Origin of the sequence: Taibaiella chishuiensis (assembly GCF_003014535.1) — a bacterium.
GTDB classification, from domain to species: domain Bacteria; phylum Bacteroidota; class Bacteroidia; order Chitinophagales; family Chitinophagaceae; genus Taibaiella; species Taibaiella chishuiensis.
Map to the genome: position 1 here is coordinate 694,028 of NZ_PYGD01000001.1, position 21,054 is coordinate 715,081.

General features: G+C 47.8%; 20 protein-coding genes and 1 pseudogene. All 21 read left to right on the forward strand.

Features of this window, described 5'->3' with window-relative positions:
- Positions 1-53 precede the first annotated feature (53 nt).
- The 21 genes and pseudogenes from rfbB to B0I18_RS03030 all read left to right on the forward strand — a co-directional run bounded on the left by rfbB (position 54) and on the right by B0I18_RS03030 (position 21,009).
- The gene (gene rfbB, locus B0I18_RS02930) at positions 54-1,109 is read left to right on the forward strand and encodes a dTDP-glucose 4,6-dehydratase (protein ID WP_106521141.1); all 1,056 of its coding nucleotides are present in this window, start codon (positions 54-56) and stop codon (positions 1,107-1,109) included.
- Between the two features lie 45 nt (positions 1,110-1,154).
- The gene (gene rfbC / locus B0I18_RS02935) at positions 1,155-1,703 is read left to right on the forward strand and encodes a dTDP-4-dehydrorhamnose 3,5-epimerase (protein ID WP_106521142.1); all 549 of its coding nucleotides are present in this window, start codon (positions 1,155-1,157) and stop codon (positions 1,701-1,703) included.
- A gap of 32 nt (positions 1,704-1,735) precedes the next feature.
- Positions 1,736-2,596 carry a glucose-1-phosphate thymidylyltransferase RfbA gene (gene rfbA, locus B0I18_RS02940; protein ID WP_106521143.1) on the forward strand — a complete coding sequence of 287 codons (861 nt, stop codon included), beginning with the start codon at positions 1,736-1,738 and terminating at the stop codon, positions 2,594-2,596.
- A 39-nt stretch (positions 2,597-2,635) separates the two neighbouring features.
- A complete protein-coding gene (locus B0I18_RS02945; RefSeq protein WP_146146641.1) occupies positions 2,636-3,760 on the forward strand; it encodes a GumC domain-containing protein in 1,125 nt (374 codons plus the stop codon).
- 18 nt (positions 3,761-3,778) lie between these two features.
- Entirely contained in the window at positions 3,779-4,777 is a 999-nt protein-coding gene (locus B0I18_RS02950; protein ID WP_106521145.1) for an NAD-dependent 4,6-dehydratase LegB, read from the forward strand.
- 1 nt (position 4,778) lies between these two features.
- Positions 4,779-5,951, forward strand: coding sequence for a LegC family aminotransferase (locus B0I18_RS02955; RefSeq protein WP_106521146.1), 1,173 nt, complete (start codon positions 4,779-4,781; stop codon positions 5,949-5,951).
- A complete protein-coding gene (locus B0I18_RS02960) occupies positions 5,951-6,589 on the forward strand; it encodes an acetyltransferase (RefSeq protein WP_106521147.1) in 639 nt (212 codons plus the stop codon). Before B0I18_RS02955 ends, B0I18_RS02960 begins: the two co-directional genes overlap by 1 nt.
- Positions 6,589-7,605, forward strand: a complete 1,017-nt coding sequence (neuB, locus tag B0I18_RS02965) for an N-acetylneuraminate synthase (RefSeq protein ID WP_106521148.1) — start codon at positions 6,589-6,591, stop codon at positions 7,603-7,605. The genes B0I18_RS02960 and neuB overlap by 1 nt, the downstream gene beginning before the upstream one ends.
- Before the next feature lie 2 nt (positions 7,606-7,607).
- A complete protein-coding gene (neuC, locus tag B0I18_RS02970) occupies positions 7,608-8,768 on the forward strand; it encodes a UDP-N-acetylglucosamine 2-epimerase (RefSeq protein ID WP_106521149.1) in 1,161 nt (386 codons plus the stop codon).
- Positions 8,761-9,813 carry a nucleotidyltransferase family protein gene (locus B0I18_RS02975; RefSeq protein WP_106521150.1) on the forward strand — a complete coding sequence of 351 codons (1,053 nt, stop codon included), beginning with the start codon at positions 8,761-8,763 and terminating at the stop codon, positions 9,811-9,813. Before neuC ends, B0I18_RS02975 begins: the two co-directional genes overlap by 8 nt.
- Positions 9,814-9,815: 2 nt before the next feature.
- Positions 9,816-10,511: an acylneuraminate cytidylyltransferase family protein gene (locus B0I18_RS02980; protein WP_106521151.1), complete on the forward strand. Its 696-nt coding sequence runs from the start codon at positions 9,816-9,818 to the stop codon at positions 10,509-10,511.
- Positions 10,504-11,358 carry an imidazole glycerol phosphate synthase subunit HisF gene (hisF, locus tag B0I18_RS02985; RefSeq protein ID WP_106521152.1) on the forward strand — a complete coding sequence of 285 codons (855 nt, stop codon included), beginning with the start codon at positions 10,504-10,506 and terminating at the stop codon, positions 11,356-11,358. The genes B0I18_RS02980 and hisF overlap by 8 nt, the downstream gene beginning before the upstream one ends.
- Positions 11,343-11,993, forward strand: coding sequence for an imidazole glycerol phosphate synthase subunit HisH (gene hisH / locus B0I18_RS02990; protein WP_106521153.1), 651 nt, complete (start codon positions 11,343-11,345; stop codon positions 11,991-11,993). Before hisF ends, hisH begins: the two co-directional genes overlap by 16 nt.
- A 3-nt stretch (positions 11,994-11,996) precedes the next feature.
- Positions 11,997-13,217, forward strand: coding sequence for an N-acetyl sugar amidotransferase (locus B0I18_RS02995; protein WP_106521154.1), 1,221 nt, complete (start codon positions 11,997-11,999; stop codon positions 13,215-13,217).
- Between the two features lie 176 nt (positions 13,218-13,393).
- On the forward strand, positions 13,394-14,887 hold the full coding sequence (locus tag B0I18_RS03000; protein ID WP_106521155.1) for a capsular polysaccharide export protein, LipB/KpsS family: 1,494 nt from the start codon (positions 13,394-13,396) through the stop codon (positions 14,885-14,887).
- Positions 14,884-16,158 carry a lipopolysaccharide biosynthesis protein gene (locus B0I18_RS03005; RefSeq protein WP_106521156.1) on the forward strand — a complete coding sequence of 425 codons (1,275 nt, stop codon included), beginning with the start codon at positions 14,884-14,886 and terminating at the stop codon, positions 16,156-16,158. The genes B0I18_RS03000 and B0I18_RS03005 overlap by 4 nt, the downstream gene beginning before the upstream one ends.
- Before the next feature lie 11 nt (positions 16,159-16,169).
- Complete coding sequence (locus tag B0I18_RS03010) at positions 16,170-17,057, forward strand: phytanoyl-CoA dioxygenase family protein (RefSeq protein ID WP_106521157.1); 888 nt, start codon at positions 16,170-16,172, stop codon at positions 17,055-17,057.
- A 22-nt stretch (positions 17,058-17,079) separates the two neighbouring features.
- Positions 17,080-17,688 (forward strand): acyltransferase, encoded by a 609-nt coding sequence (locus B0I18_RS03015; RefSeq protein WP_106521158.1) that lies wholly within the window; start codon positions 17,080-17,082, stop codon positions 17,686-17,688.
- A 419-nt stretch (positions 17,689-18,107) separates the two neighbouring features.
- Positions 18,108-18,389, forward strand: a pseudogene (locus B0I18_RS25480) (CatB-related O-acetyltransferase); the annotation flags it as partial.
- An 89-nt stretch (positions 18,390-18,478) separates the two neighbouring features.
- The gene (locus tag B0I18_RS03025) at positions 18,479-19,882 is read left to right on the forward strand and encodes an MBOAT family O-acyltransferase (protein ID WP_245882039.1); all 1,404 of its coding nucleotides are present in this window, start codon (positions 18,479-18,481) and stop codon (positions 19,880-19,882) included.
- Positions 19,883-19,884: 2 nt separating this feature from the next.
- The gene (locus B0I18_RS03030) at positions 19,885-21,009 is read left to right on the forward strand and encodes a hypothetical protein (RefSeq protein WP_106521161.1); all 1,125 of its coding nucleotides are present in this window, start codon (positions 19,885-19,887) and stop codon (positions 21,007-21,009) included.
- Positions 21,010-21,054 lie beyond the last annotated feature (45 nt).

Sequence of the window (21,054 nt, forward strand, 5' to 3'; positions counted from 1 at the left end):
CGGATATTACAGATTTTGAACCTTCGGCTATAAAATAGTTGTAATTTTTAAAAATGGACTTTAAAAAAACGATAGTTATTACGGGAGGTGCGGGCTTTATCGGTTCGCATGTAGTAAGACGCTTTGTACTTAACTACCCCGAATACCGGATCATAAACCTGGATAAACTCACCTATGCCGGTAACCTCGCCAACCTGAAAGATATCGATCAGCGTGCGAACTACACCTTTGTAAAAGGCGATATTGTAGATAGCGGGTTTATCGACCAGTTGTTTGCCGATTTCCGGCCGGATGCCGTAATTCATCTTGCCGCCGAATCGCATGTTGACCGTTCGATTACGAATCCTACAGAATTTGTAATGACCAATGTAGTAGGCACCGTAAACCTGCTGAACGCGGCCCGCAAGCAATGGAAAGGCGCATATGATACCCACCGTTTTTACCATGTCTCTACCGACGAGGTGTATGGCGCATTGGGGGAGAGCGGCATGTTTACAGAAGCAACGGCTTACGATCCGCATAGTCCCTATTCCGCATCGAAGGCGAGCTCCGACCATTTTGTACGCGCCTATCACGATACCTATGGCCTGGATACGGTTATATCCAACTGTTCCAATAACTACGGTTCTTTCCATTTCCCGGAAAAGCTGATCCCCCTTGCGATCAACAATATCAAAAACAACAAACCCGTACCGGTATATGGCAAGGGCGAGAATGTAAGGGACTGGCTTTGGGTGGAAGACCATGCCCGCGCTATCGATGTTATATTCCACAAAGCTGCGGCAGGTACCACCTACAATATCGGCGGGCATAACGAATGGAAAAACATAGACCTGATCCAATTGCTTTGCCGCATCATGGACGGGAAGCTGAACCGGGCAGAAGGCGAATCGGCTAAGCTCATTACGTTTGTTACCGATCGCGCCGGGCACGACCTGCGTTACGCCATCGACTCTGCCAAACTGCAACAGGAACTGGGCTGGGTGCCAAGTCTACAGTTTGAAGAAGGCCTGGAAAAAACGGTAGCATGGTACCTGGATAATGAAGAATGGCTGGAAAATGTGACCAGCGGCGATTACCAGAATTATTACAAACAACAATATACTTAAATTATTTTCCGGGAACAGATCCAGGTCTGGCCCGCAGGCTTTATTATGCAAGTACAGGAAACCAAGCTTAAAGGCTGCTTTATTATAGAGCCGCAGATTTTTAAGGACAACAGGGGCTATTTTTTCGAAAGCTTTAATGAGCAGAAATTCGAAGCTGCCACCGGTCATAACGGCCATTTCGTACAGGACAACCAATCGGCCTCGTCCTATGGTGTGATCCGCGGCCTGCACCTGCAGAAGGGCGAACATGCACAGGCCAAGCTGGTACGCGTGCTGGAAGGTAAAGTGCTGGATGTGGCTGTGGATCTGAGACCGGGGTCGCCTACCTACGGCGAATGGGTGGCGGTAGAGCTGAGTGCGGAGAACAACAGGCAACTGTACGTTCCCAGGGGCTTTGGTCATGGCTTTTCGGTGCTTAGCGAAACGGCTGTGTTTGCTTACAAATGCGATAATGGTTATAATAAGGAAGCAGAAGGTGGTGTACAATACAATGACCCGACGTTAAAGATCGACTGGCAGATTCCTGCCGGTAAAGAGGTGATATCCGAAAAGGATGCGCTGCTGCGGCCTTTTTCCGAATTCAATCCCGAATAAACCCAGATAATTATCCTATTACTCTTATCCCAATGAAAGGAATCGTTTTAGCCGGAGGCTCTGGAACACGGTTGTACCCCATTACCATGGCGATCAGCAAGCAGCTGATGCCTATATATGATAAGCCGATGATCTATTATCCGCTCTCAGTGCTGATGATGGCCGGCATCAAGGAAATTCTCATTATTACGACACCGGAAGACCAATCCGGGTTCAAACGCCTGCTGGGCGACGGCAGCCAATGGGGCTGCGTATTCGAATACGTGGTACAGGAAGTGCCCAACGGCCTCGCACAGGCTTTTGTTTTAGGCGCCGACTTTATAGGCGACGATAAGGTAGCCCTGGTATTAGGCGATAACATTTTCTACGGCAGCGGCCTCGCTAAACTGCTGCAAGCCAATAACGATCCGGAAGGCGGTGTGATCTATGCTTACCAGGTAAGCGATCCCGAGCGTTACGGCGTAGTCGAGTTCGACGATAACTTACAGGCTATATCCATCGAAGAGAAGCCGGTACAACCCAAGTCGCACTATGCAGTTCCGGGCCTTTATTTCTACGACAACTCGGTAGTGGAGATTGCTAAAAACATTAAACCATCGGCCCGTGGCGAGTATGAAATAACAGATGTAAACCGTGTTTACCTCGAGCAGGGCCGGCTCAAAGTAGGCGTGCTGAGCCGCGGTACGGCATGGCTGGACACCGGTACCCACGATTCGCTGATGCAGGCGAGCCAGTTTGTACAGGTTATCGAAAACAGGCAGGGTTTAAAAATAGGCTGTCCCGAAGAGATTGCCTACCGTATGGGTTTTATCGATAAAGAAAGGCTGGCCGAACTGGCCGAACCTTTGAAGAAAAGTGGTTATGGCGCCTACCTGCTTAACCTGATTGCCTAGCAGTGCCGACAACAGAATATTAAAACTAAAATAACTAACGTGAAGCAGAGTTTAGTTAATGCAACCTTACCTCCGGGAGAGAAGGAAATGACCATGAAGGAGCTGATCCTTAACCTGAAGGACTGGCTGGCCTACCTTCTGAGGAAATGGTTCATCATTTTACCGGTAATCATCATCGGGGCCATATGCGGCTTTTTCTACAGCAAGAACGCTACCATAAAGTACCAGGCCAACTGTACGTTTGTACTGGATCTGGGCAATAACGGCGGCGGTTCTGCAGGAGGCCTGGCTTCGCTTGTGGGTATGGGCGATAAGACCGCCGACCTTTTTAACGATGTCAAAAATATCGTATGGCTGTATACCACGAGGCGTATGATCGAGAACACCTTGTTCACCGCGGTTAAAGACGGTAAGGGCAAGAACCGTTTGCTGATCGACTGGTTTATGGAAGAAAGTAAGATCCTCAAGACTACGTTTAAGAAATATCCTGAATTTGCCAACATCAAGTTTGTACCGGGTGTAAACTACGACTCGCTCAACCTGGTGCAAAGCACCCTGGTAGGAGCCTGCGTTGGTACCGTAAGCGGCGCCAAGTATCTGCAGGTATCCGAAACCAAAAAGACGCAGAACATTGTAAGTGTTTCGTTCACCTCGAAGGATGAGCTCTTTTCCAAAGCATTTACCGAAACCCTGGTTGCTACGGTTAATAAGTTTTATATCGAAACCAAAACAAAAAAGGCCCGGGAAGAGCTTGCTGTACTGCAGGCTAAAGCCGATAGCTTCCGTAACCAAATGGATGCTTCTATCTACCAGACAGCATCGGCGGTGGATTATACCCCCAATCCCAACCCGATGCATTCGGTATTACGGGTAGAACCCCAAAAGAAGCAGATCGACGTCCAGGTGTCGTCGACGATCTATACCCAGTTGATGCAAAACCTGGAACTGAGTAAGGTTTCCCTGGCTAAAGCCACACCGCTGATCCAGGTGGTAGACAGTCCGAGCCTGCCGCTTAATATTATAACCATAGGCCTGGTAAAGGGCCTGGCATTGGGCATCCTGATCTCCGCATTTTTGGTTATCGGCACATTGGTTGCCATGCGGTATTACAAAATAATCATGACTGAGGCTGCGCTTAAAGCGCAGGACAAACCGGCAGCATAAGAAAAATCCTATTTAGCAATGAACCTGGAAAATAAAAAAGTATTAGTAACCGGGGCCGACGGATTTATCGGCAGTCACCTTGTAGAACGCTTACTGGACGAAGGCTGCCAGGTAAAAGCTTTTTGCTATTACAACTCCTTCAACAGCTGGGGCTGGCTGGATAGCCTGCCAGCTGAAAAATTAAAACAGATAGAAGTCTTTACCGGCGATATCAGGGATCCGAATGGTGTGGCTACGGCAATGAAAGGTGTGGATGTTGTATTCCACCTGGCAGCTTTGATCGCGATCCCATTCAGTTACCACTCGCCCGATTCTTATATCGATACCAATGTGAAAGGCACGCTTAACATTGTACAGGCCGCCAAGAACCTGGATATCGAAAGGGTACTGGTTACCTCTACCTCCGAGGTATACGGTACTGCACAATATGTACCCATAGACGAACTGCATCCAAGGCAGCCGCAATCGCCTTATTCTGCATCTAAAATAGGCGCCGACTGTATTGCCGATTCCTTCTACCGGAGTTTTGACCTGCCGCTTACTATCGTAAGGCCATTCAATACCTATGGCCCGCGGCAGTCGGCCAGGGCGGTTATTCCCACCATTATTACCCAATTGCTCAACGGGAAAACGGAAATCAAGCTGGGCGATATCACACCTACACGCGATTTGCTGTTTGTAAAAGATACGGTGAATGGTTTTGTGGAAATCGCCAAAAGCGAAAAGCTGATCGGGCACGATTGTAATATCGCCACCCAGTCTGAAATAGCAGTGGGCGAGCTGGCAGCAGAACTGATCCGCCAGATCAACCCGGAAGCCAGGATCATAGCGGAAGAGCAGAGGATGCGCCCCGAAAAATCGGAAGTGTTCCGCTTGTTCGGCTCTAACCAGAAAATTAAAGAAAATACCAACTGGCAGTTGAAATATACGCTGCAGGAAGGCCTGGCCGAAACCATCGAATGGTTCCGCCAGAAAGAAAACCTGAAACAATACAAAGCGGACATATACAATATTTAAAATGGAACAGAGCTTCGAAGCGGTCACCGGTTTTATTAAAGAGCAATTTCCCGGGCAGGATTTTATCCCATTGCATGCGCCGCATTTTATCGGTAATGAAAAGAAATACCTGCTCGATACCATCGACTCTACCTTCGTATCGTCTGTAGGGGCTTATGTGAACAGGTTTGAAGAGATGATGGCGGAGATAACCGGCGCTAAACACGCAATTGCTATCGTAAATGGTACCAATGCCCTGCATATGGCCATGATCGTTTGCGGTGTTGCAGCCGGCGACGAGGTGCTTACCCAGGCGCTCACCTTTATCGCAACGGCCAATGCCATAAGTTATATCGGCGCTCAATCTGTATTTATCGATGTGGACCGGGATACGATGGGCATGTCGCCGGTTGCGCTTGCCGCATTCCTGGAGCAGTATGCGGAAAAACGTGCGGATGGCTTTACCTATAATAAAACTACCGGCAAAAAGATCGCGGCCTGTATACCCATGCATACCTTCGGCTTTCCCCTGCGTATCGGGGAGATTGCAGCCCTCTGTGCCCAATGGAACATTGTCCTGATCGAAGATGCGGCAGAATCGCTGGGAAGTTATATCGGCGACAAACATACCGGCACCACGGGCAGAGTAGGCACCTTCAGTTTTAACGGCAACAAAACTGTTACCTGTGGCGGTGGCGGAGCCCTGGTTACCGACGACGATGCCCTGGCCAAAAAAGCCAAACACCTGACTACCCAGGCCAAAGTACCGCATCGCTGGGAGTTTGTGCACGACGATATCGGTTATAACTACCGTATGCCCAACCTCAATGCGGCCCTGGCCTGTGCACAATTGGAGCAACTGCCTGCTTTCCTCGACAATAAACGGGAGCTTGCCGAAAACTATAAGACTTTCTTTGCAGGTATTGGCATGTCTTTTGTGGTAGAGACCCCGGGTACAAAAGCGAACTACTGGCTCAATGCCATCCTGCTGGATGACCTGGAACAGAGAAATGCTTTCCTGGAATACAGCAACGGCAATGGCGTAATGACAAGGCCGGTATGGGAACTGATGAACCGGCTGCCGATGTTCCGCCATTACCAGCACGATAGCCTCGAAAACAGTATCTGGCTGGCCGACAGGCTGGTAAATATACCGAGCAGCGTAAGGCTGCCACTCAAAAACAACAAGGATTAATGGCCGGTAAACGCATTATACTCATTGGCGGAGGCGGTCACTGCAAATCGGTAATCGATATTATCGAAGCGGGCGGCGTATATGAAGTAGCGGGTATACTGGATGTGCCGGAAAATAAAGGCAAAACCCTACTGGGATATCCCGTTACCGGTACAGATGAGGATATAGAAAGCCTGGCTGCTGCCGGGCACACTTTTATCATAACACTTGGCCAGATCAGGAGCAGTGTGCTGCGGACTAAAATCTATGAGCGGCTCAAAGCCTGCGGGGCCACCCTCGCTACCCTGGCCGCACCAACGGCTTATGTGTCGAAACATGCAACGGTAGGTGCGGGTACGGTCATCATGCACCATGCAACCGTAAATGCGGGCGCAGTAATCGGGTTGAACAACATTATCAATACGGGCGCTAATATAGAACACGATGCCCATACCGGTAGCCATTGCCATATCGCCACGCATGCGGTCCTCAACGGGGATTGCCATTTGGGCGAAGGCGTTTTTATCGGCAGCAACAGTGTGCTGGCACAAGGTGTACATGTACCCGACCAGGTCGTGGTAGGCGCCGGCGCAGTCGTTTATAAAAATATACAGGAACAAGGAACCTATGCAGGCAACCCTGCCAAAAAAATAGCCTGATGCACAGAACTATTATCATAGCCGAAGCCGGAGTAAATCATAACGGAAGCCTGGAAAATGCTTTCCGGCTTGTAGATGCGGCCAGTGAAGCCGGGGTGGACTATGTAAAATTTCAAACCTTTAAAGCCGAAAACCTGGTATCGAAGTCTGCAAAAAAAGCAGAATACCAGATCAGCAATACCGGCAATGCCGTGGAGAGCCAGTTACAGATGCTTAAAAAGCTGGAACTGAGCCATGAAGATCATGAAAAGCTGATCGCCTATTGTAAACAAAAGGGTGTTCAGTTCTTTTCTACAGGCTTTGACCTGGATTCGCTGGATTACCTGGCCAGCCTGGGGCTTGGCTTTGTAAAAATACCTTCGGGAGAAATCACGAACCTGCCTTATTTGCGTAAGGCTGCATCGCTTTTCCGTAAGATCATTATCTCTACGGGTATGGCTACGCTGGAGGAAATCAAAGCGGCTGTAGCCGTATTTACCGTTGCCGGCGCATCATTGGCCGACATCACCATTTTACATTGTAATACCGAATACCCAACGCCCATGCAGGATGTGAACCTGAAATCCATGCTGCATATACAGCGGGAGTTCGGCACGCCCATAGGGTATTCGGATCATACCCTGGGTATCGAAGTGCCTGTGGCCGCAGTGGCCCTGGGTGCAACCATTATCGAAAAACACTTTACCCTGGACCAGAATATGGAAGGCCCCGATCATAAAGCATCGCTGGAGCCGCAGGGCCTTAAGGATATGGTCGCTGCTATCCGCAATGTAGAAGCGGCCGTTGCGGGTTCGGGTTATAAAGAGCCTTCCCCCTCTGAAATGAAGAATATCGGTATCGCGAGAAAAAGCATCGTAGCCAAAACAGGTATAAAACAAGGCGAACGCTTTACCGAAGAGAATATAACGACAAAGAGACCGGGTACGGGCATTTCGCCCATGCGCTGGGATGAGGTGATCGGGCAGGTGGCCGCGCAGGATTTTAACAGCGACGACCTGATCGAATTAAAAGCATAAACATGAAAATCTGTATCGCCACAGGTACCCGCGCAGAATATGGTTTACTAAAGCCTTTGATTGAACGTATTCAGTCTGAGGCTTTATGGCAGTTACAGTTGCTGGTTACCGGGGCGCACCTGTCGCCGGAGTTCGGGCTTACCTATAAGCAAATCGAGGCAGACGGTTATACGATCGATGCAAAGGTAGAAATGCTGCTTTCTTCGGATACAGCCGAAGGCATCGTAAAGTCAATGGGCCTGGGTACGATCGGTTATGCCGACGCCTTTAAAACCCTGCAGCCCGACCTGCTGGTGATACTCGGCGACCGTTATGAAATGCTTGCCGTAGCTTCTGCCGCATTGATCTTTAAAATACCCATTGCCCATATACATGGCGGCGAGATTACGGAAGGCGCCTTTGACGATGCCATCCGGCACGCCATTACGAAAATGAGCCATATCCATTTTGCCGCTACGGAAACTTACCGCAACCGCATTATCCAATTGGGCGAAAACCCGGAAAGGGTATTTAATGTAGGCGCCATAGGTCTGGACAATATACATGACCTGCCCCTGTTAAACAGGCAGGAGCTGGAACAGCAGCTCGGTATCACTTTCCTTGAACGGAACTACCTGGTTACTTTTCATCCGGCTACCATGGCTTCCGTTTCCGCAGGCCTGCAATTCGAAGCGTTGTTAAAAGCCGTAGACCGCCAGGAAAACAGCTTCTTTATATTTACCAAGGCAAATTCAGATACCGAAGGCCGGACCATCAATAAAATGATCGATGAATATGTGGCGCAACGCCCGGGTAAGGCCGTAGCTTATACCTCTATGGGGCAGCTGCGCTACCTCTCGGCCATGCAGCTTGTCGATGCCGTTGTGGGCAATAGTTCCAGCGGAATCATCGAAGCGCCTTCGTTTCATAAAGCCACGATCAATATCGGCGACCGCCAGAAGGGACGCATACAGGCCGAAACCACGATTAACACCGGCGTATCGGCCGACGAGATCGATGCTGCCTTCCGAACGCTTACAACGCCCTCCTTTGCCGGTAAGTTAGCTGCGGCTACCAACCCTTACGGCGAAGGGCACAGCGCCGGGAAAATAATCGATGCCCTGAAGCTGGCGGATTGGGGCAGCTTGATTCATAAAACCTTTTACAATATAGACAATGTTTAATTACAGGGACCATATCATATCTTCCGCGCTGACGATCAAGGATGCTTTATCGATCATCGATCAGCAGGGCCTTATTGCCAATGTGCTGTTCGTGGTGGACGGCGATGGCAAACTGGTGGGATCTATCTCCGACGGGGATATCCGCAGGGGGCTGCTGAAAGATATCGGGATCAATGATGCGGTATCGCAGGTAATGCGTACAGAGTTCAAATTCCTGTATAAAGACAATATTACCCCTGCAGCACTGGCTGCCTTTCGCGAAAACGGTATTTTCTTTGTGCCCGTAGTGGATGCAACGCAACACGTTACCGATATCCTGAACCTTCATACCTACCGTATTGCTTTGCCCGTAGATGCCATTATGATGGCCGGGGGCAAAGGACAGCGGTTATTACCCCTTACCAAGGATACCCCGAAGCCCTTGCTGCCGGTAGGCGATAAGCCCATCATCGAACACAATATCGACCGGTTGGCCATGCATGGTATCAGTAATATTTACCTGAGCGTTAATTACCTTGCCGATCAGTTGGTCCGCTACTTTGGCGATGGAGCGGCAAAGCAGCTCAATATCGGGTACATCAGGGAAAACGAACCCCTGGGTACCATCGGTTCTGTAAAAATGGTGGAGACCTATGAACATGATACCCTGCTCGTCATGAACTCCGACCTGCTTACCAATATCGATTTCCACGAATTCTATACCGAGTTCAAAAACCAGGATGCGGATATGGCCATCGCAGCTACCAGCTATCATGTGGATATCCCGTATGCAGTACTGGAGGCAGATGGCGATAACGTGATCCATTCCCTTAAAGAGAAACCCCGTTACACGTACTATTCCAATGCGGGTATATACCTGATGAAGAAGAGTGTAATCGACCATATACCCGATGCGCAGTTCTATAACGTTACCGACCTGATCGAAGCCCTGGTGGGTATGAAAAAGAAGGTGGTCAGCTTCCCGATATTGGGTTACTGGCTCGACATCGGCAAACACGAAGATTACCGGAAAGCGCAGGAGGATATCAAACATTTAAAATTATAAAGTTGAAGTTACTGTTCATTATACCGGCAAGGGGCGGTTCGAAGGGCATTCCGGGCAAGAATATAAAATTGCTGAACGGGAAACCTCTGATCCACTATAGCATTGAATACGCGCGTTTGTTTGCGCCGGACAGTGATATATGTGTAACCACCGATGATGTAAAGATTGCTGATTGTGCCCGCCAGATCGGTTACGAAGTGCCCTTTATGCGGCCCGATGCCCTGGCTACCGATCATGCCGGCAGCTACGAAGTAGTACAGCATGCACTCGCCTTCTATAAGGACCGGGGCCTGGAATACGATGCGGTAGTGCTGCTCCAGGCAACCTCGCCCTTCCGGGAAAAAAAGCATCTCGAAGAGGCGCTTCCTTTATTTGATAAAACGGTGGACATGGTGGTGTCGGTAACGGAAACGGCTTTTAACCCGTATTACAACCTTTTTGAAGAAAACGAAAACGGCTTACTGCGGATATCAAAGGGAGCGGGCAAATATACACGCAGGCAGGATGTGCCGCCGGTGTACGCTTACAACGGATCGATTTACATCATCAACAGCGGCAGCCTGGCAGCTTACCAGGGCTTCAGCGGCTTCAGGGCTATAAAGAAATATGCCATGGAAGCCCGTTATGCCCTGGACCTGGATACGCCCGCCGATTGGGAATACGCAGAATACATTTGTAAAAATTACGTACATGAATAATATCAGAGTAATCGCCAGGCTGGATATCAAAGGCCCCAACCTGGTAAAAGGCATACACCTCGAAGGACTCAGGGTGCTGGGTAACCCCGAAGATTTTGCGAAGTACTATTACGAACAGGGCGCCGATGAGCTTATTTACCAGGATGTGGTAGCCAGCTTATTTGAAAGGAACAGCCTGAGTGACATTATCACGCAGACTGCCAAGAATATCTTTATCCCGCTTACGGTAGGCGGCGGTATCCGTACGATAGAGGACATCACGAAAGTGCTGCGTGCAGGGGCTGATAAAGTAGCCATCAATACGGCTGCAGTACGCAATCCCGATTTTATCCGCCAGGCTTCGAAAAAGTTCGGATCGTCTACGATCGTTGCGGCCATCGAATGCATCAAACAACCCGATGGCAAATACCTGGCCTTTGTGGATAACGGCAGGGAGGAAACGGGTATCGAGGCCCTGAGCTGGGCGCAGCGCGTAGAAGAACTGGGTGCCGGAGAGATACTGCTGACCAGTGTAGATCGCGATGGTACCGGCCTGGGTTATGACGTAGCGCTTACCCGCATGATTGCCGCACAGGTATCGGTACCGGTAATCGCCCATGGCGGCGCCGGCTCGATCAATCATTTTTCCGATGTGGTCAGCGAAGGCAAGGCCGATGCGATCGCGGTAGCTTCCGTAATCCATTATGATGCGCTCAACAACAATGTCGCCAACAACGGGAAGACTGCCGAAGGCAACAAATCCTTTATCAACAGCGGAAGAACATCATTCAATAAAATAAGCGGCGCCAGCATCGGGCAGATCAAAGCGCAGTTAACCGAAAATAATATAGCATGCAGGACATTGTAAAGAAAATAGCTATCGTCGATTACCAGTTGGGTAACCTGTACAGCGTAGAACAGGCCTTTAAACATTTGGGTGTGGAAGCGGTCGTTACCAACGACAAAGATATCATTGCCAACGCCGATGCCCTGGTGCTTCCCGGAGTCGGAGCCTTTGCCGATGCTATGGAAAATATGAAAAAACTGGACCTGGTAGCACCGGTTAAAGATTTTGTGGCTACCGGCAAGGCTTTTATGGGGGTGTGCCTGGGCCTGCAGATTCTGTTTACGGAAAGTGAAGAGTTTGGCAGCAGCAAAGGATTGGGTATCGTGGACGGACAGATCCGGAAGTTCAGCAACAACCTGCCCGACAACAGCAATGCAAAAGTGCCGCAAATAGCCTGGAACCGGTTATTGGAGCAGCAGATCGCCTGGAAGGATACGCCACTGAAGGAGCTACCCGAGGGTGGGTTCCAGTACTTCGTACACTCCTACTATGCCGTGCCTGAAGACCAGAATGTGATCCTGTCTACCACCCGGTATGAAGGTTTTGAATATTGTTCTTCTATCATTAAAAAGAATATCTTTGCCTGCCAGTTTCACCCGGAAAAAAGCGGGGAACAAGGCTTATCTATCTATAAAAACTGGATCCAAAAAATATAATCGATGAGTGAACTCGAAGTAAAATACGGACTTCCCCGCGAGGTTAAATTCTGTAAAAAGTGTGTTATGTCCAACCAGCGGCCGGTATCCGAGGTGGAATTCAAGCACAATATCAATACCAAGAAAAAAACGCTTGTATTCGACGAAGAAGGTATTTGCGACGCCTGCCGTGCCAACGAAAAGAAAGAAGCGATCGATTGGGCAAAAAGAGAAGAAGAACTGGTAGCCCTGCTGGACAAATACCGCAGCAAAGATGGTTCCTACGATTGTATCGTACCCGGCAGCGGTGGTAAAGACAGCGCTTACCAGGCACACGTGCTGAAATATAAATACGGCATGAACCCGCTTACCATTACCTGGCCGCCTATTTTATACACCGACTACGGTTACAAAAACTGGAAAAACTGGATCGATACCGGTTTCGATAACCTGAGCTTTAACCGCAATGGTAAGATCATGAAACTGCTGACCAAGCTTTCGATCGAAAACCTGATGCACCCCTTCCAGACCTTTATGCTGGGACAGAAGAACCTGGCTCCTAAGATCGCGCTTAAATACGGTATTCCCCTGATCTTCTACGGTGAAAACGAAGCAGAATACGGTAACCCGATAGCAGATAACACGACTTCCCTGCGCGATAAATCTTACTTCAGCTTCAACAACCTGGATGAGATCTACCTGGGTGGCGTATCTATTGCCGAACTGAAAGAAAAATACGACGTAAAAGAAGCCGACCTGATGTCGTTCCTGCCGCCACCGGTTTCCGAACTGGAAAAAACAGATATCCAGGTACACTACCTGGGCTACTACCTGCGCTGGACACCCCAGGAAGTATACTATTACGCCGTTGAAAACACCGGCTTCCAGGCCCGTCCTTTCCGTACGCAGGGTACCTATAGCAAATACAACAGTATCGACGACAAGATCGACGATCTGCACTACTATACCACCTATATCAAGTTCGGTATCGGGCGTTGCACGTACGATGCATCGCAGGAGATCCGCAACCAGCACATTACCCGTGAAGAGGCGCAGGCCCTGGTGAAGAAGTTCGATGGCGAATTCCCGGATCGCTACTTCAACGAGATCATGGACTATATCGGCTTGAAGCCCGAGCGTTTCCACGAGCTTTGCGAAGAGTTCCGCTCCCCGCACCTCTGGACCAAGCAAAATGGTGAATGGAAACTGCGCCATACCGTAAATGGCGATGGTGCAGACGACTAAATTTTATTGAACGTATCTTTTTAATTTGTCCGTTATAGCAGCCGGGATAAACTTGCAGCGCAGATCAATAACTGCACCTTCTTGTTTTACCGGCGGCTATCGCGGATAACTTTTAATAGCGGAGGCCCTGTCTTAAGACCAGGCAACCTCCCGGATTGCCTCCTACCCGAGTCCCTATGAACAGGAAAACCCTATTATTCTACAGCAGAAGCGAGCTTACCTACCTGTATGGCAGCCTCCACGAATATCTGAAAGATGACTTCGAGATCGTACACGTCGCCTATGCCCGGGAAGAAGCGGATATCCTGAAAAACCAGTTTGGCATAGAAAACGTGATCGTTTTCAAAGAGCTGGCGGCGGGCTTCACTGCTGAAAAGATAACTGCGGAACGCCTGGAAGAAATGGACCAGTTGCTGATGAGCCAGAGTGACGGCAACTTTAACCTGAACAGCGCTTTGCAGAGCAACCGCACCTCCCGCTATATCGGTTACGAGAAATCGCTGTCGGTGGCGCTGATGTATTACGAAACCTGGAATCGCATATTTGCCGGGCGGAAAATAGATTTCTTCATCCACGAACCGGTATCGCTGCTGATGAACCAGGTTGCCGCGGCGGTATGCCGCCGCCAGGGTGGCATCTACAGCACGCATATCCTGGTGCAGGGCGACAAAGATCCCTATAACTTTATTATGGTAGACCAGTACAATGGTTTACCGGTGGAGGTAAGCTACCGCTACGCACACCTCGACAGTGCCGCTATACAGCGGGCAACCCCGCGTGTACAGGCCTTTCTCGACAAATTCCGGTCCTCCTATAACGTTTTTTTCAGTGCATTGGGCGCAGGTACCGCAGGATTCAAGTTTCGCAACGACCTGCGTAAAGCGGTATTACGGCAAAAGCTGAAAGCCCGTTTCAGACCGGCACACTTCGATCCCATACTGGATAATATCGAGCTGTTCATCACCGAAGATAACCTTAACGAACGCCGCCTCAGGAATGTAAAAGCCTATGGCGATATCGTATATGACCAGCCTGCTGCGGAAGACACTTTCTACTTCTACCCGCTGCACCTCGAGCCGGAGGCTGTGGTGCTGTACTGGGCCGATGGCCTCTATACCAACCAGGTTAAACTAATAGAAAATATTGCGGCGCAGCTGCCTGCCGGTGTTTTGCTTTATGTAAAAGACCACCCGCACCTTTACGGATACCGCGACCGGGCAGATTATGAGCGGATCCAGAGTATTCCCAACGTAAAATTACTGGCGCCCTCTATCCCGGGCAAACAGATCATCAAAGATTGCAAGGGCGTAATCACGATCAATGGCACCGGCGGCCTGGAGGCCCTGTTGATGAATAAACATGTGGTGACCTTCGGCTCTGCATTTTATAATGCCTGCGAGCGGGTAAAACAGGTAAGGGATATCCGCGATCTGCGGGAGGCTTTGTACGCCCTCAAAGATGTGGTGTACCAGGACAATGAAGAACTGTATCGTTTCGTACTGGCATTGCTTACGAGCGAAAAGACCGGCTTTACCGATTTTTACGGGGGCATGCATCGCGCACTCAAGACCGATCTCCGCGAAAATGCCGCAACCGTAGCCGCGGGCCTGAAAGAATTTTTTAATCATTACGGAAATTTTAAATCCGCCAACCAGGAGGAAGTACAGTGAGTAAAGTTGCCAAAATAAAGAGCCTGCTTAGCGGGCAAAAGCAAAAGCTCTCCTATGTGGTAATCAATATCGTGATGGCCCTTATGGGATTCGTGAAATCCTATATCACGATGAAATACCTGGGCTTTTACGAAGTGGGTCTGATTGCCATGATACAGTCTGTAATGGAGTTTGTCAGCATGCTCCAGATGGGCCTGCTCAGCGGCGGTTTCCGGATGTATTTCGTGAATACAAAAACAGTGAATAAGCGGATCAACAGTATGTTGTTCTCTTACTTCGGTTTACTTTCCTTCCTTTTTGTACTGGTGCTGGCGATATATATCGTAGTTACCGGGAAGCTTACACTACAATCCGGGCTGTTACTGTTAGGCGGCATCGTTGGCGTGTTTACCCTGGCCAAAACCTGGTTGAGCAACCTGCTTATTGCCGCGCAGAAGCTGTCGGAGCTGAACCGGCTGAATGTATCCTCTACGGTTATTTCCTTCCTGTTCCTGTTGCTGGTGCCTTTTTACGGCCTGGTGGGCTGTATCCTGCTCATTGCCTCGCAGCCGGTATTGTTTATCATTTTCGCTTTATGGAAGCATCCCGATTTCAGACCGGCAGGCCTCGTGTTCCGCAGGTCGTTGCTGCGTAAAATGTGGTTATTCGGTTTTATTCCGTTCCTGGCAGGTATCCTTATTAAAGTGGACGACCAGGTAGAGCGCTGGGGTATTATCAATACCCTGGGCCTCGAAGAGTTGGGCAAGTACAACCTGGTATTGATCTATTGCTCCGTATTCATGCTGGTGCCGGCATCCATCAACCCGATCTTTTTTCCCAAAACCATTTTGCAGTATAAGGAAAACGATGTGGCAGGGGTAAAGAACACGATGAAAAAATACGTGCTTATCCTCTTTGGTTATGCTTTGTTCGCTTTTGCCATGACAGCGCTGTTCCTGCCTTATTTCGTTAATTTGCTTTTGCCTAAATATAATGTCGGTGTACCGTATCTTTGGTATATATTTCCTTATCTGCTGGCACAGATACTGATTATGCCACTTGATTTTATCTATACGCTTACGGCCAAATACCGGATCATGTTCTTTTCCTACAGCTTCGGCGTATTACTTTTTGTTGGCCTGGTCGTCTGGATCAGCCGTCTGCCGGTTATCCGGCTGGAGTATTTCCCCATAGCTAAAAGTATGGACGGCGCCTGCTTCCTGGTGGTCAGTTATATCGGTTATTATCTCTTTTTCGGCAGGAAGAACAGGAAATCTATTTTTAAACAATAAAAAACAATCATATGTCCGTTTTAAAGAAAGCAGCTAACAGGTTACTATTTGAATGGCAGAGAAATGTCACCAGCATTCCCAAGCGTAATTTTTCCATTAATCTGGTGACTGCGTTTTTAAAGAATAAGAAAGCGATAGGGACCAAACGTCTCGGGAACATAAATATTGATAAGCATGCCGAAGACCTTAAGGAAAACGGATATACTAAATTCGGCATTGTGCTGAACGAACAGGAAATAAACGGACTTAAACAGTATTTGAAAGACCTGCCCGTTTACAATACTTATAAACCCCAGGACCGGTTTACGATGGACAGCGTTCCGGAAGACTGTCATGTAGCCAGCTTCGATGAGCAGAACCTGGTTAAAAACGAACTTATTCTTGATCTCGTAAACGACGAATCTTTGTTGGAAATTGCACGGAGAACGTTGGGTGCTACGCCTACCGTTTCCGAAGTCGGTGGCTGGTGGTCCTTTGCGGGTAAGAAAAAAGCAAAGGATGCACAGCTCTTTCACCGCGATGTGGATGATTTCAAATTCCTAAAATTATTCATTTACCTCACCGATGTGACAAAGGATACGGGACCGCATATCTATGTTGCCAAATCGCACAATAAGAATCTCGCCACGAAGCTGAAACGCTATACTGATGAGGAGGTCGATACGCTTTTGGGCAAAGAGAACGTGCTTTCATTTGAAGAACCCAAGGGAAGTGTCTTTTTGGTTAATACTTACGGAATGCACAAAGGGCTGCTCCCGGTTACCGATAACCGGCTGCTCATCCAGATCGAATATTCAACATTACCGCTTTATGTACGCAAATATGCTCCCGTTAAATTAAACCGGGATGTCAGCAAACTTGATCCTTATGTAAACCGGCTGATCGTTGATTTTAAGTAACCTGTAAAATGAGCTGCCCCGGATGAATATTTTCAGAAGAATAAGTATAAAACTATCGGTTTTATACTATAGTAAAATTATTAATAAGAAGTTTAAGTTCTTTGGGCGCAACGTTATTATGGTAAACCCGCTGCGTGTAGACGGTCCCGGATATATTGCACTGAAGGACAATGTACAGGTCAATTACAAAACCTGGTTGGCTGCACAGCCACTGACCGGTATGCCGGATTGTTTACTGGAGATCGGTGAGGGGACTGTTATCGGTAACTTTAACCATATCTATGCCACACATCGGGTAATTATCGGCAAAAAAGTGCTGACTGCAGATAAGGTATATATTTCTGATAACCTGCATGGCTACGAACAGGTAGATATCCCGATTATGGACCAGCCGATAAAACAGAACAAAACCGTGGAAATAGGCGATGGTACCTGGCTGGGCGAGCACGTAGCCGTAATGGGAAGTAAAATAGGAAAGAATTGTGTAATAGCAGCCAATGCTGTTGTTACAAAAGATATACCGGATTATTGTGTGGCTGCCGGTATCCCGGCCGTAATTATTAAGCGGTACCATACCGGGAAGAAAGCCTGGCTGCGGACCCGGAAGGATGGCACTTTTCTGGAAGATTAACCCTGTGGCCACTATTTCACCATCGATCAATATGTATGTAACTTATGATGTCTATCAAAACCCTGATCTATAAAGTCTACCTTGAAATTTACTGGAGACTGTATAACCTGAAGCACAATACCCGTATCTATAATCACCAGATTCCCAAAAATATTAAGATCGGGAAGAAGGTGATGATCAGAAGCAATACGACGATCGGCAGCGATTTTTCGATCGGCGACTATTCACATATAAGCGGCCCGATCAATTATATCGAGGCGGCACATATCGGAAAGCATTGTTCCATAGCAAGGCAATGCGTGATTGGGGTTAGCGGACATCCGTATGATTGGGCTACAACCTGCCCTATTATCCATATTCCCTATTACGGCTTTATCGATGAAAATGTGCACCAGCCGCAAAAAGACGCCGTAGTCGTCGGCCATGATGTATGGGTTGGAATTAACGCTATTATTTCCCGGGGCGTAAAAATCGGGAACGGGGCGGTTATCGCTGCCGGCGCCGTGGTTACCAAAGATGTGGAGCCTTACGCGATCGTGGGTGGTACCCCGGCTAAGCTTATCAAATACAGGTTTAGAAAAGAGATCATCGATGCGCTTCAGAAAATGCAGTGGTGGGATTGGGACGATGCCAAACTGAAGCAAGAAGCAAAATATATGTATGATATTGAAGAGTTTGTAAGAAGAAATGCAGTGGAGTAGTCACGGGTATCCAAAATATGATGATTAAAATATAAAATCAACAATATTCCTTTAGCATGCTGTTCAATACCTTTCAATATGCAATTTTTTTGCTTATTGTTTTCCTGCTCTATTGGTTCCCTTTAAAAAAGTCGCTGAAGGGACAAAATGTATTGCTGCTGGTTGCCAGCTACTATTTTTATAGTTGCTGGGATTGGCGTTTTCTTTTTCTCCTGGTATTCTCTACACTGCTGGACTATTATTCCGGTATTAAGATCGACCGGAGCGAAGGGAAGCGGGCCAAGAAATTCTGGCTTGTCATCAGTATCGCTATCAATCTCTCGTTCCTGGGCTTGTTCAAATATTATAATTTTTTTGCGGATTCATTTGTGACCTTACTCCAGTCCATAGGCTTTAAAGCAAGTTATACTACGTTGAACGTTATTCTGCCTGTCGGTATCTCTTTTTATACCTTCCATGGCCTCTCTTATGTGCTTGATGTTTACAATCAGAAAATCCGCCCCAGAACTAATTTTGTGGATTATTCGCTGTTCGTTAGCTTCTTTCCCTTGTTGGTTGCCGGTCCTATAGAAAGGGCTACACACCTGTTGCCGCAAGTGGAAAAGGAACGGAGTTTCGATTATAGTAAAGCGATCGACGGATTGCGGCAAATGCTTTGGGGCCTGTTTAAAAAAGTGGTGATTGCCGATGGCTGTGCTGAGTATGCCAATATGATTTTTAATCATTCGGGAGATTATAATGGCAGTACATTGGTGCTCGGCGCGTTTTTCTTTACGATACAGATCTACTGCGACTTTTCCGGCTATTCCGATATTGCATTAGGTACGGCAAGGCTCTTCGGTTTCGAGTTGCTGCGCAATTTTGCATTTCCCTATTTCTCACGCGATATCGCTGAATTTTGGAGAAGATGGCATATTTCCCTTTCCTCGTGGTTCAGGGATTACCTCTATTTTCCACTGGGTGGAAGCAAAGGGGGCCTCTGGATGAAAATCCGGAACACTTTTATCATTTTCCTCGTCAGCGGATTTTGGCACGGGGCCAATTGGACGTTCGTTTTCTGGGGTGCGCTGAATGCTATTTATTTTTTACCCCTGTTGTTGCTGAATCGTAACCGGAATAACCTGGAAACGGTTGCCCAGGGAAAGGTTTTTCCGACAGTTCGCGAAACCTGGGGAATATGCAGCACTTTTCTTCTGGCCATGTTCGCGTGGATATTTTTCAGAGCCGAGAGCCTGTCTCATGCTTTCAGCTATATCGGCACCATTTTTTCCGGTTCTCTTTTCAAAATGCCGCAGGTTGTTCCCGTTAAAATGTTCGTGCTCATTTTCCTGTTTATGATCGTGGAATGGTTCGGCCGGGAGCAGCAACATGCATTAGCCAGATTTGGCACCCGATGGCCTTCGCTGGTCCGGTACGGTGCCTACTACTGTATTATATTGCTCATATTGGCATTTTTCGGCAAAGAACAGCAATTTATTTACTTTCAATTTTAAATATGAAAAAATTAATTGTCAAATTCCTGGTGTTTGTATTGCCGGTGCTGGTCGTTCTTTTAATACCGACTATCATATTAAGGGCTACTGGTGAAAATTTCAAGCCCATCGATCAACTGTCTTTAAGTGGAGCAAAATATATAATCGGCTATTCCAACAACGAAAACAACTACTCCTATCTTAAATGGCATGTGGCTGCCGATGGTCCTAAAAATACTGTTATGGCTCTGGGTTCATCCAGGGTGATGGAGTTCCGGGCAAAAATGTTTGACGTTCCCTTTTATAATCTGGGGTGGGCAGCAACAAGCCTTACACATTTCCAGCCTTTCCTGGAAAGCCTCCCTGAAGAGAAATACCCCCAATACCTGATCATCGGCCTGGATCAATGGTATTTCAACAAAAATACCGACAGCCTTAGGGATATTCCGTCAAAAGAGAAATGGAAAAACAGTTTTACCTATTTTAGTCAGGCATCCATTTACCGGGGTATTTACAGCAACTTGCTTCACCGCAAGCTGAAGCTCTCGATGCTGAAACAGAGAGATGGCGTGCAAAGGATAGGCTTAAACGCCGTTATGAATAACGTTGGTTTTCTGAACGATGGCAGTATGTATTACGGCGACGAACTTACCAAATTGCTCAACGGAGATCCTGCTTCTTTTGATTATAAATTTCATTTAACCTACGACAGGATTAACAGCGGCAACCGTAAGTTTGAATACGGATCAACATTAAACCCGGAGGCCTTTGTCATTTTGGAACGTTTATTGTCGTATTGTAAAGCACATAACATAAAGGTAATTGCTTTCCTGGCTCCTTTTTCAGACGAGATCTACCATTACATGGAGCAATCCGGTAATTATAGTTATATCCCCAAAATTTACCCGGCAATTAAGCCGGTCTTTGAACGGTATAATAGTGAACTATATGATTTTACGACGGTATCATCCGTAAACTCAAATGACCAGGAAGTGGTAGACGGCTTGCATGGCGGCGAACTGACCTATCTGAAGCTTGTTATAAAAATGCTCGAAAAGGGGTCGGAACTTAATAAGGTTACGAATCTCGACCGTTTAAGACAAGACGCAACAAAACCTATTAACAGGTATACCGTTTATGGTATCTAGTGTAAAACAATCCTGTATAATCCTTATTGAAAATAAACTCTGGAT

Excerpts from the sequence above, each read along its gene's own strand:
- B0I18_RS02960 (WP_106521147.1), top strand. The coding sequence starts at position 5,951 with ATGGCCGGTAAACGCATTATACTCATTGGCGGAGGCGGTCACTGCAAA.
- hisH (WP_106521153.1), top strand. The coding sequence starts at position 11,343 with ATGCAGGACATTGTAAAGAAAATAGCTATCGTCGATTACCAGTTGGGT.
- neuB (WP_106521148.1), top strand. The coding sequence starts at position 6,589 with ATGCACAGAACTATTATCATAGCCGAAGCCGGAGTAAATCATAACGGA.
- B0I18_RS03000 (WP_106521155.1), top strand. The coding sequence starts at position 13,394 with ATGAACAGGAAAACCCTATTATTCTACAGCAGAAGCGAGCTTACCTAC.
- rfbB (WP_106521141.1), top strand. The coding sequence starts at position 54 with ATGGACTTTAAAAAAACGATAGTTATTACGGGAGGTGCGGGCTTTATC.
- rfbA (WP_106521143.1), top strand. The coding sequence starts at position 1,736 with ATGAAAGGAATCGTTTTAGCCGGAGGCTCTGGAACACGGTTGTACCCC.
- B0I18_RS02995 (WP_106521154.1), top strand. The coding sequence starts at position 11,997 with ATGAGTGAACTCGAAGTAAAATACGGACTTCCCCGCGAGGTTAAATTC.
- B0I18_RS03010 (WP_106521157.1), top strand. The coding sequence starts at position 16,170 with ATGTCCGTTTTAAAGAAAGCAGCTAACAGGTTACTATTTGAATGGCAG.
- B0I18_RS02975 (WP_106521150.1), top strand. The coding sequence starts at position 8,761 with ATGTTTAATTACAGGGACCATATCATATCTTCCGCGCTGACGATCAAG.
- rfbC (WP_106521142.1), top strand. The coding sequence starts at position 1,155 with ATGCAAGTACAGGAAACCAAGCTTAAAGGCTGCTTTATTATAGAGCCG.
- B0I18_RS02955 (WP_106521146.1), top strand. The coding sequence starts at position 4,779 with ATGGAACAGAGCTTCGAAGCGGTCACCGGTTTTATTAAAGAGCAATTT.
- hisF (WP_106521152.1), top strand. The coding sequence starts at position 10,504 with ATGAATAATATCAGAGTAATCGCCAGGCTGGATATCAAAGGCCCCAAC.
- neuC (WP_106521149.1), top strand. The coding sequence starts at position 7,608 with ATGAAAATCTGTATCGCCACAGGTACCCGCGCAGAATATGGTTTACTA.
- B0I18_RS03015 (WP_106521158.1), top strand. The coding sequence starts at position 17,080 with ATGAATATTTTCAGAAGAATAAGTATAAAACTATCGGTTTTATACTAT.
- B0I18_RS02950 (WP_106521145.1), top strand. The coding sequence starts at position 3,779 with ATGAACCTGGAAAATAAAAAAGTATTAGTAACCGGGGCCGACGGATTT.
- B0I18_RS03030 (WP_106521161.1), top strand. The coding sequence starts at position 19,885 with ATGAAAAAATTAATTGTCAAATTCCTGGTGTTTGTATTGCCGGTGCTG.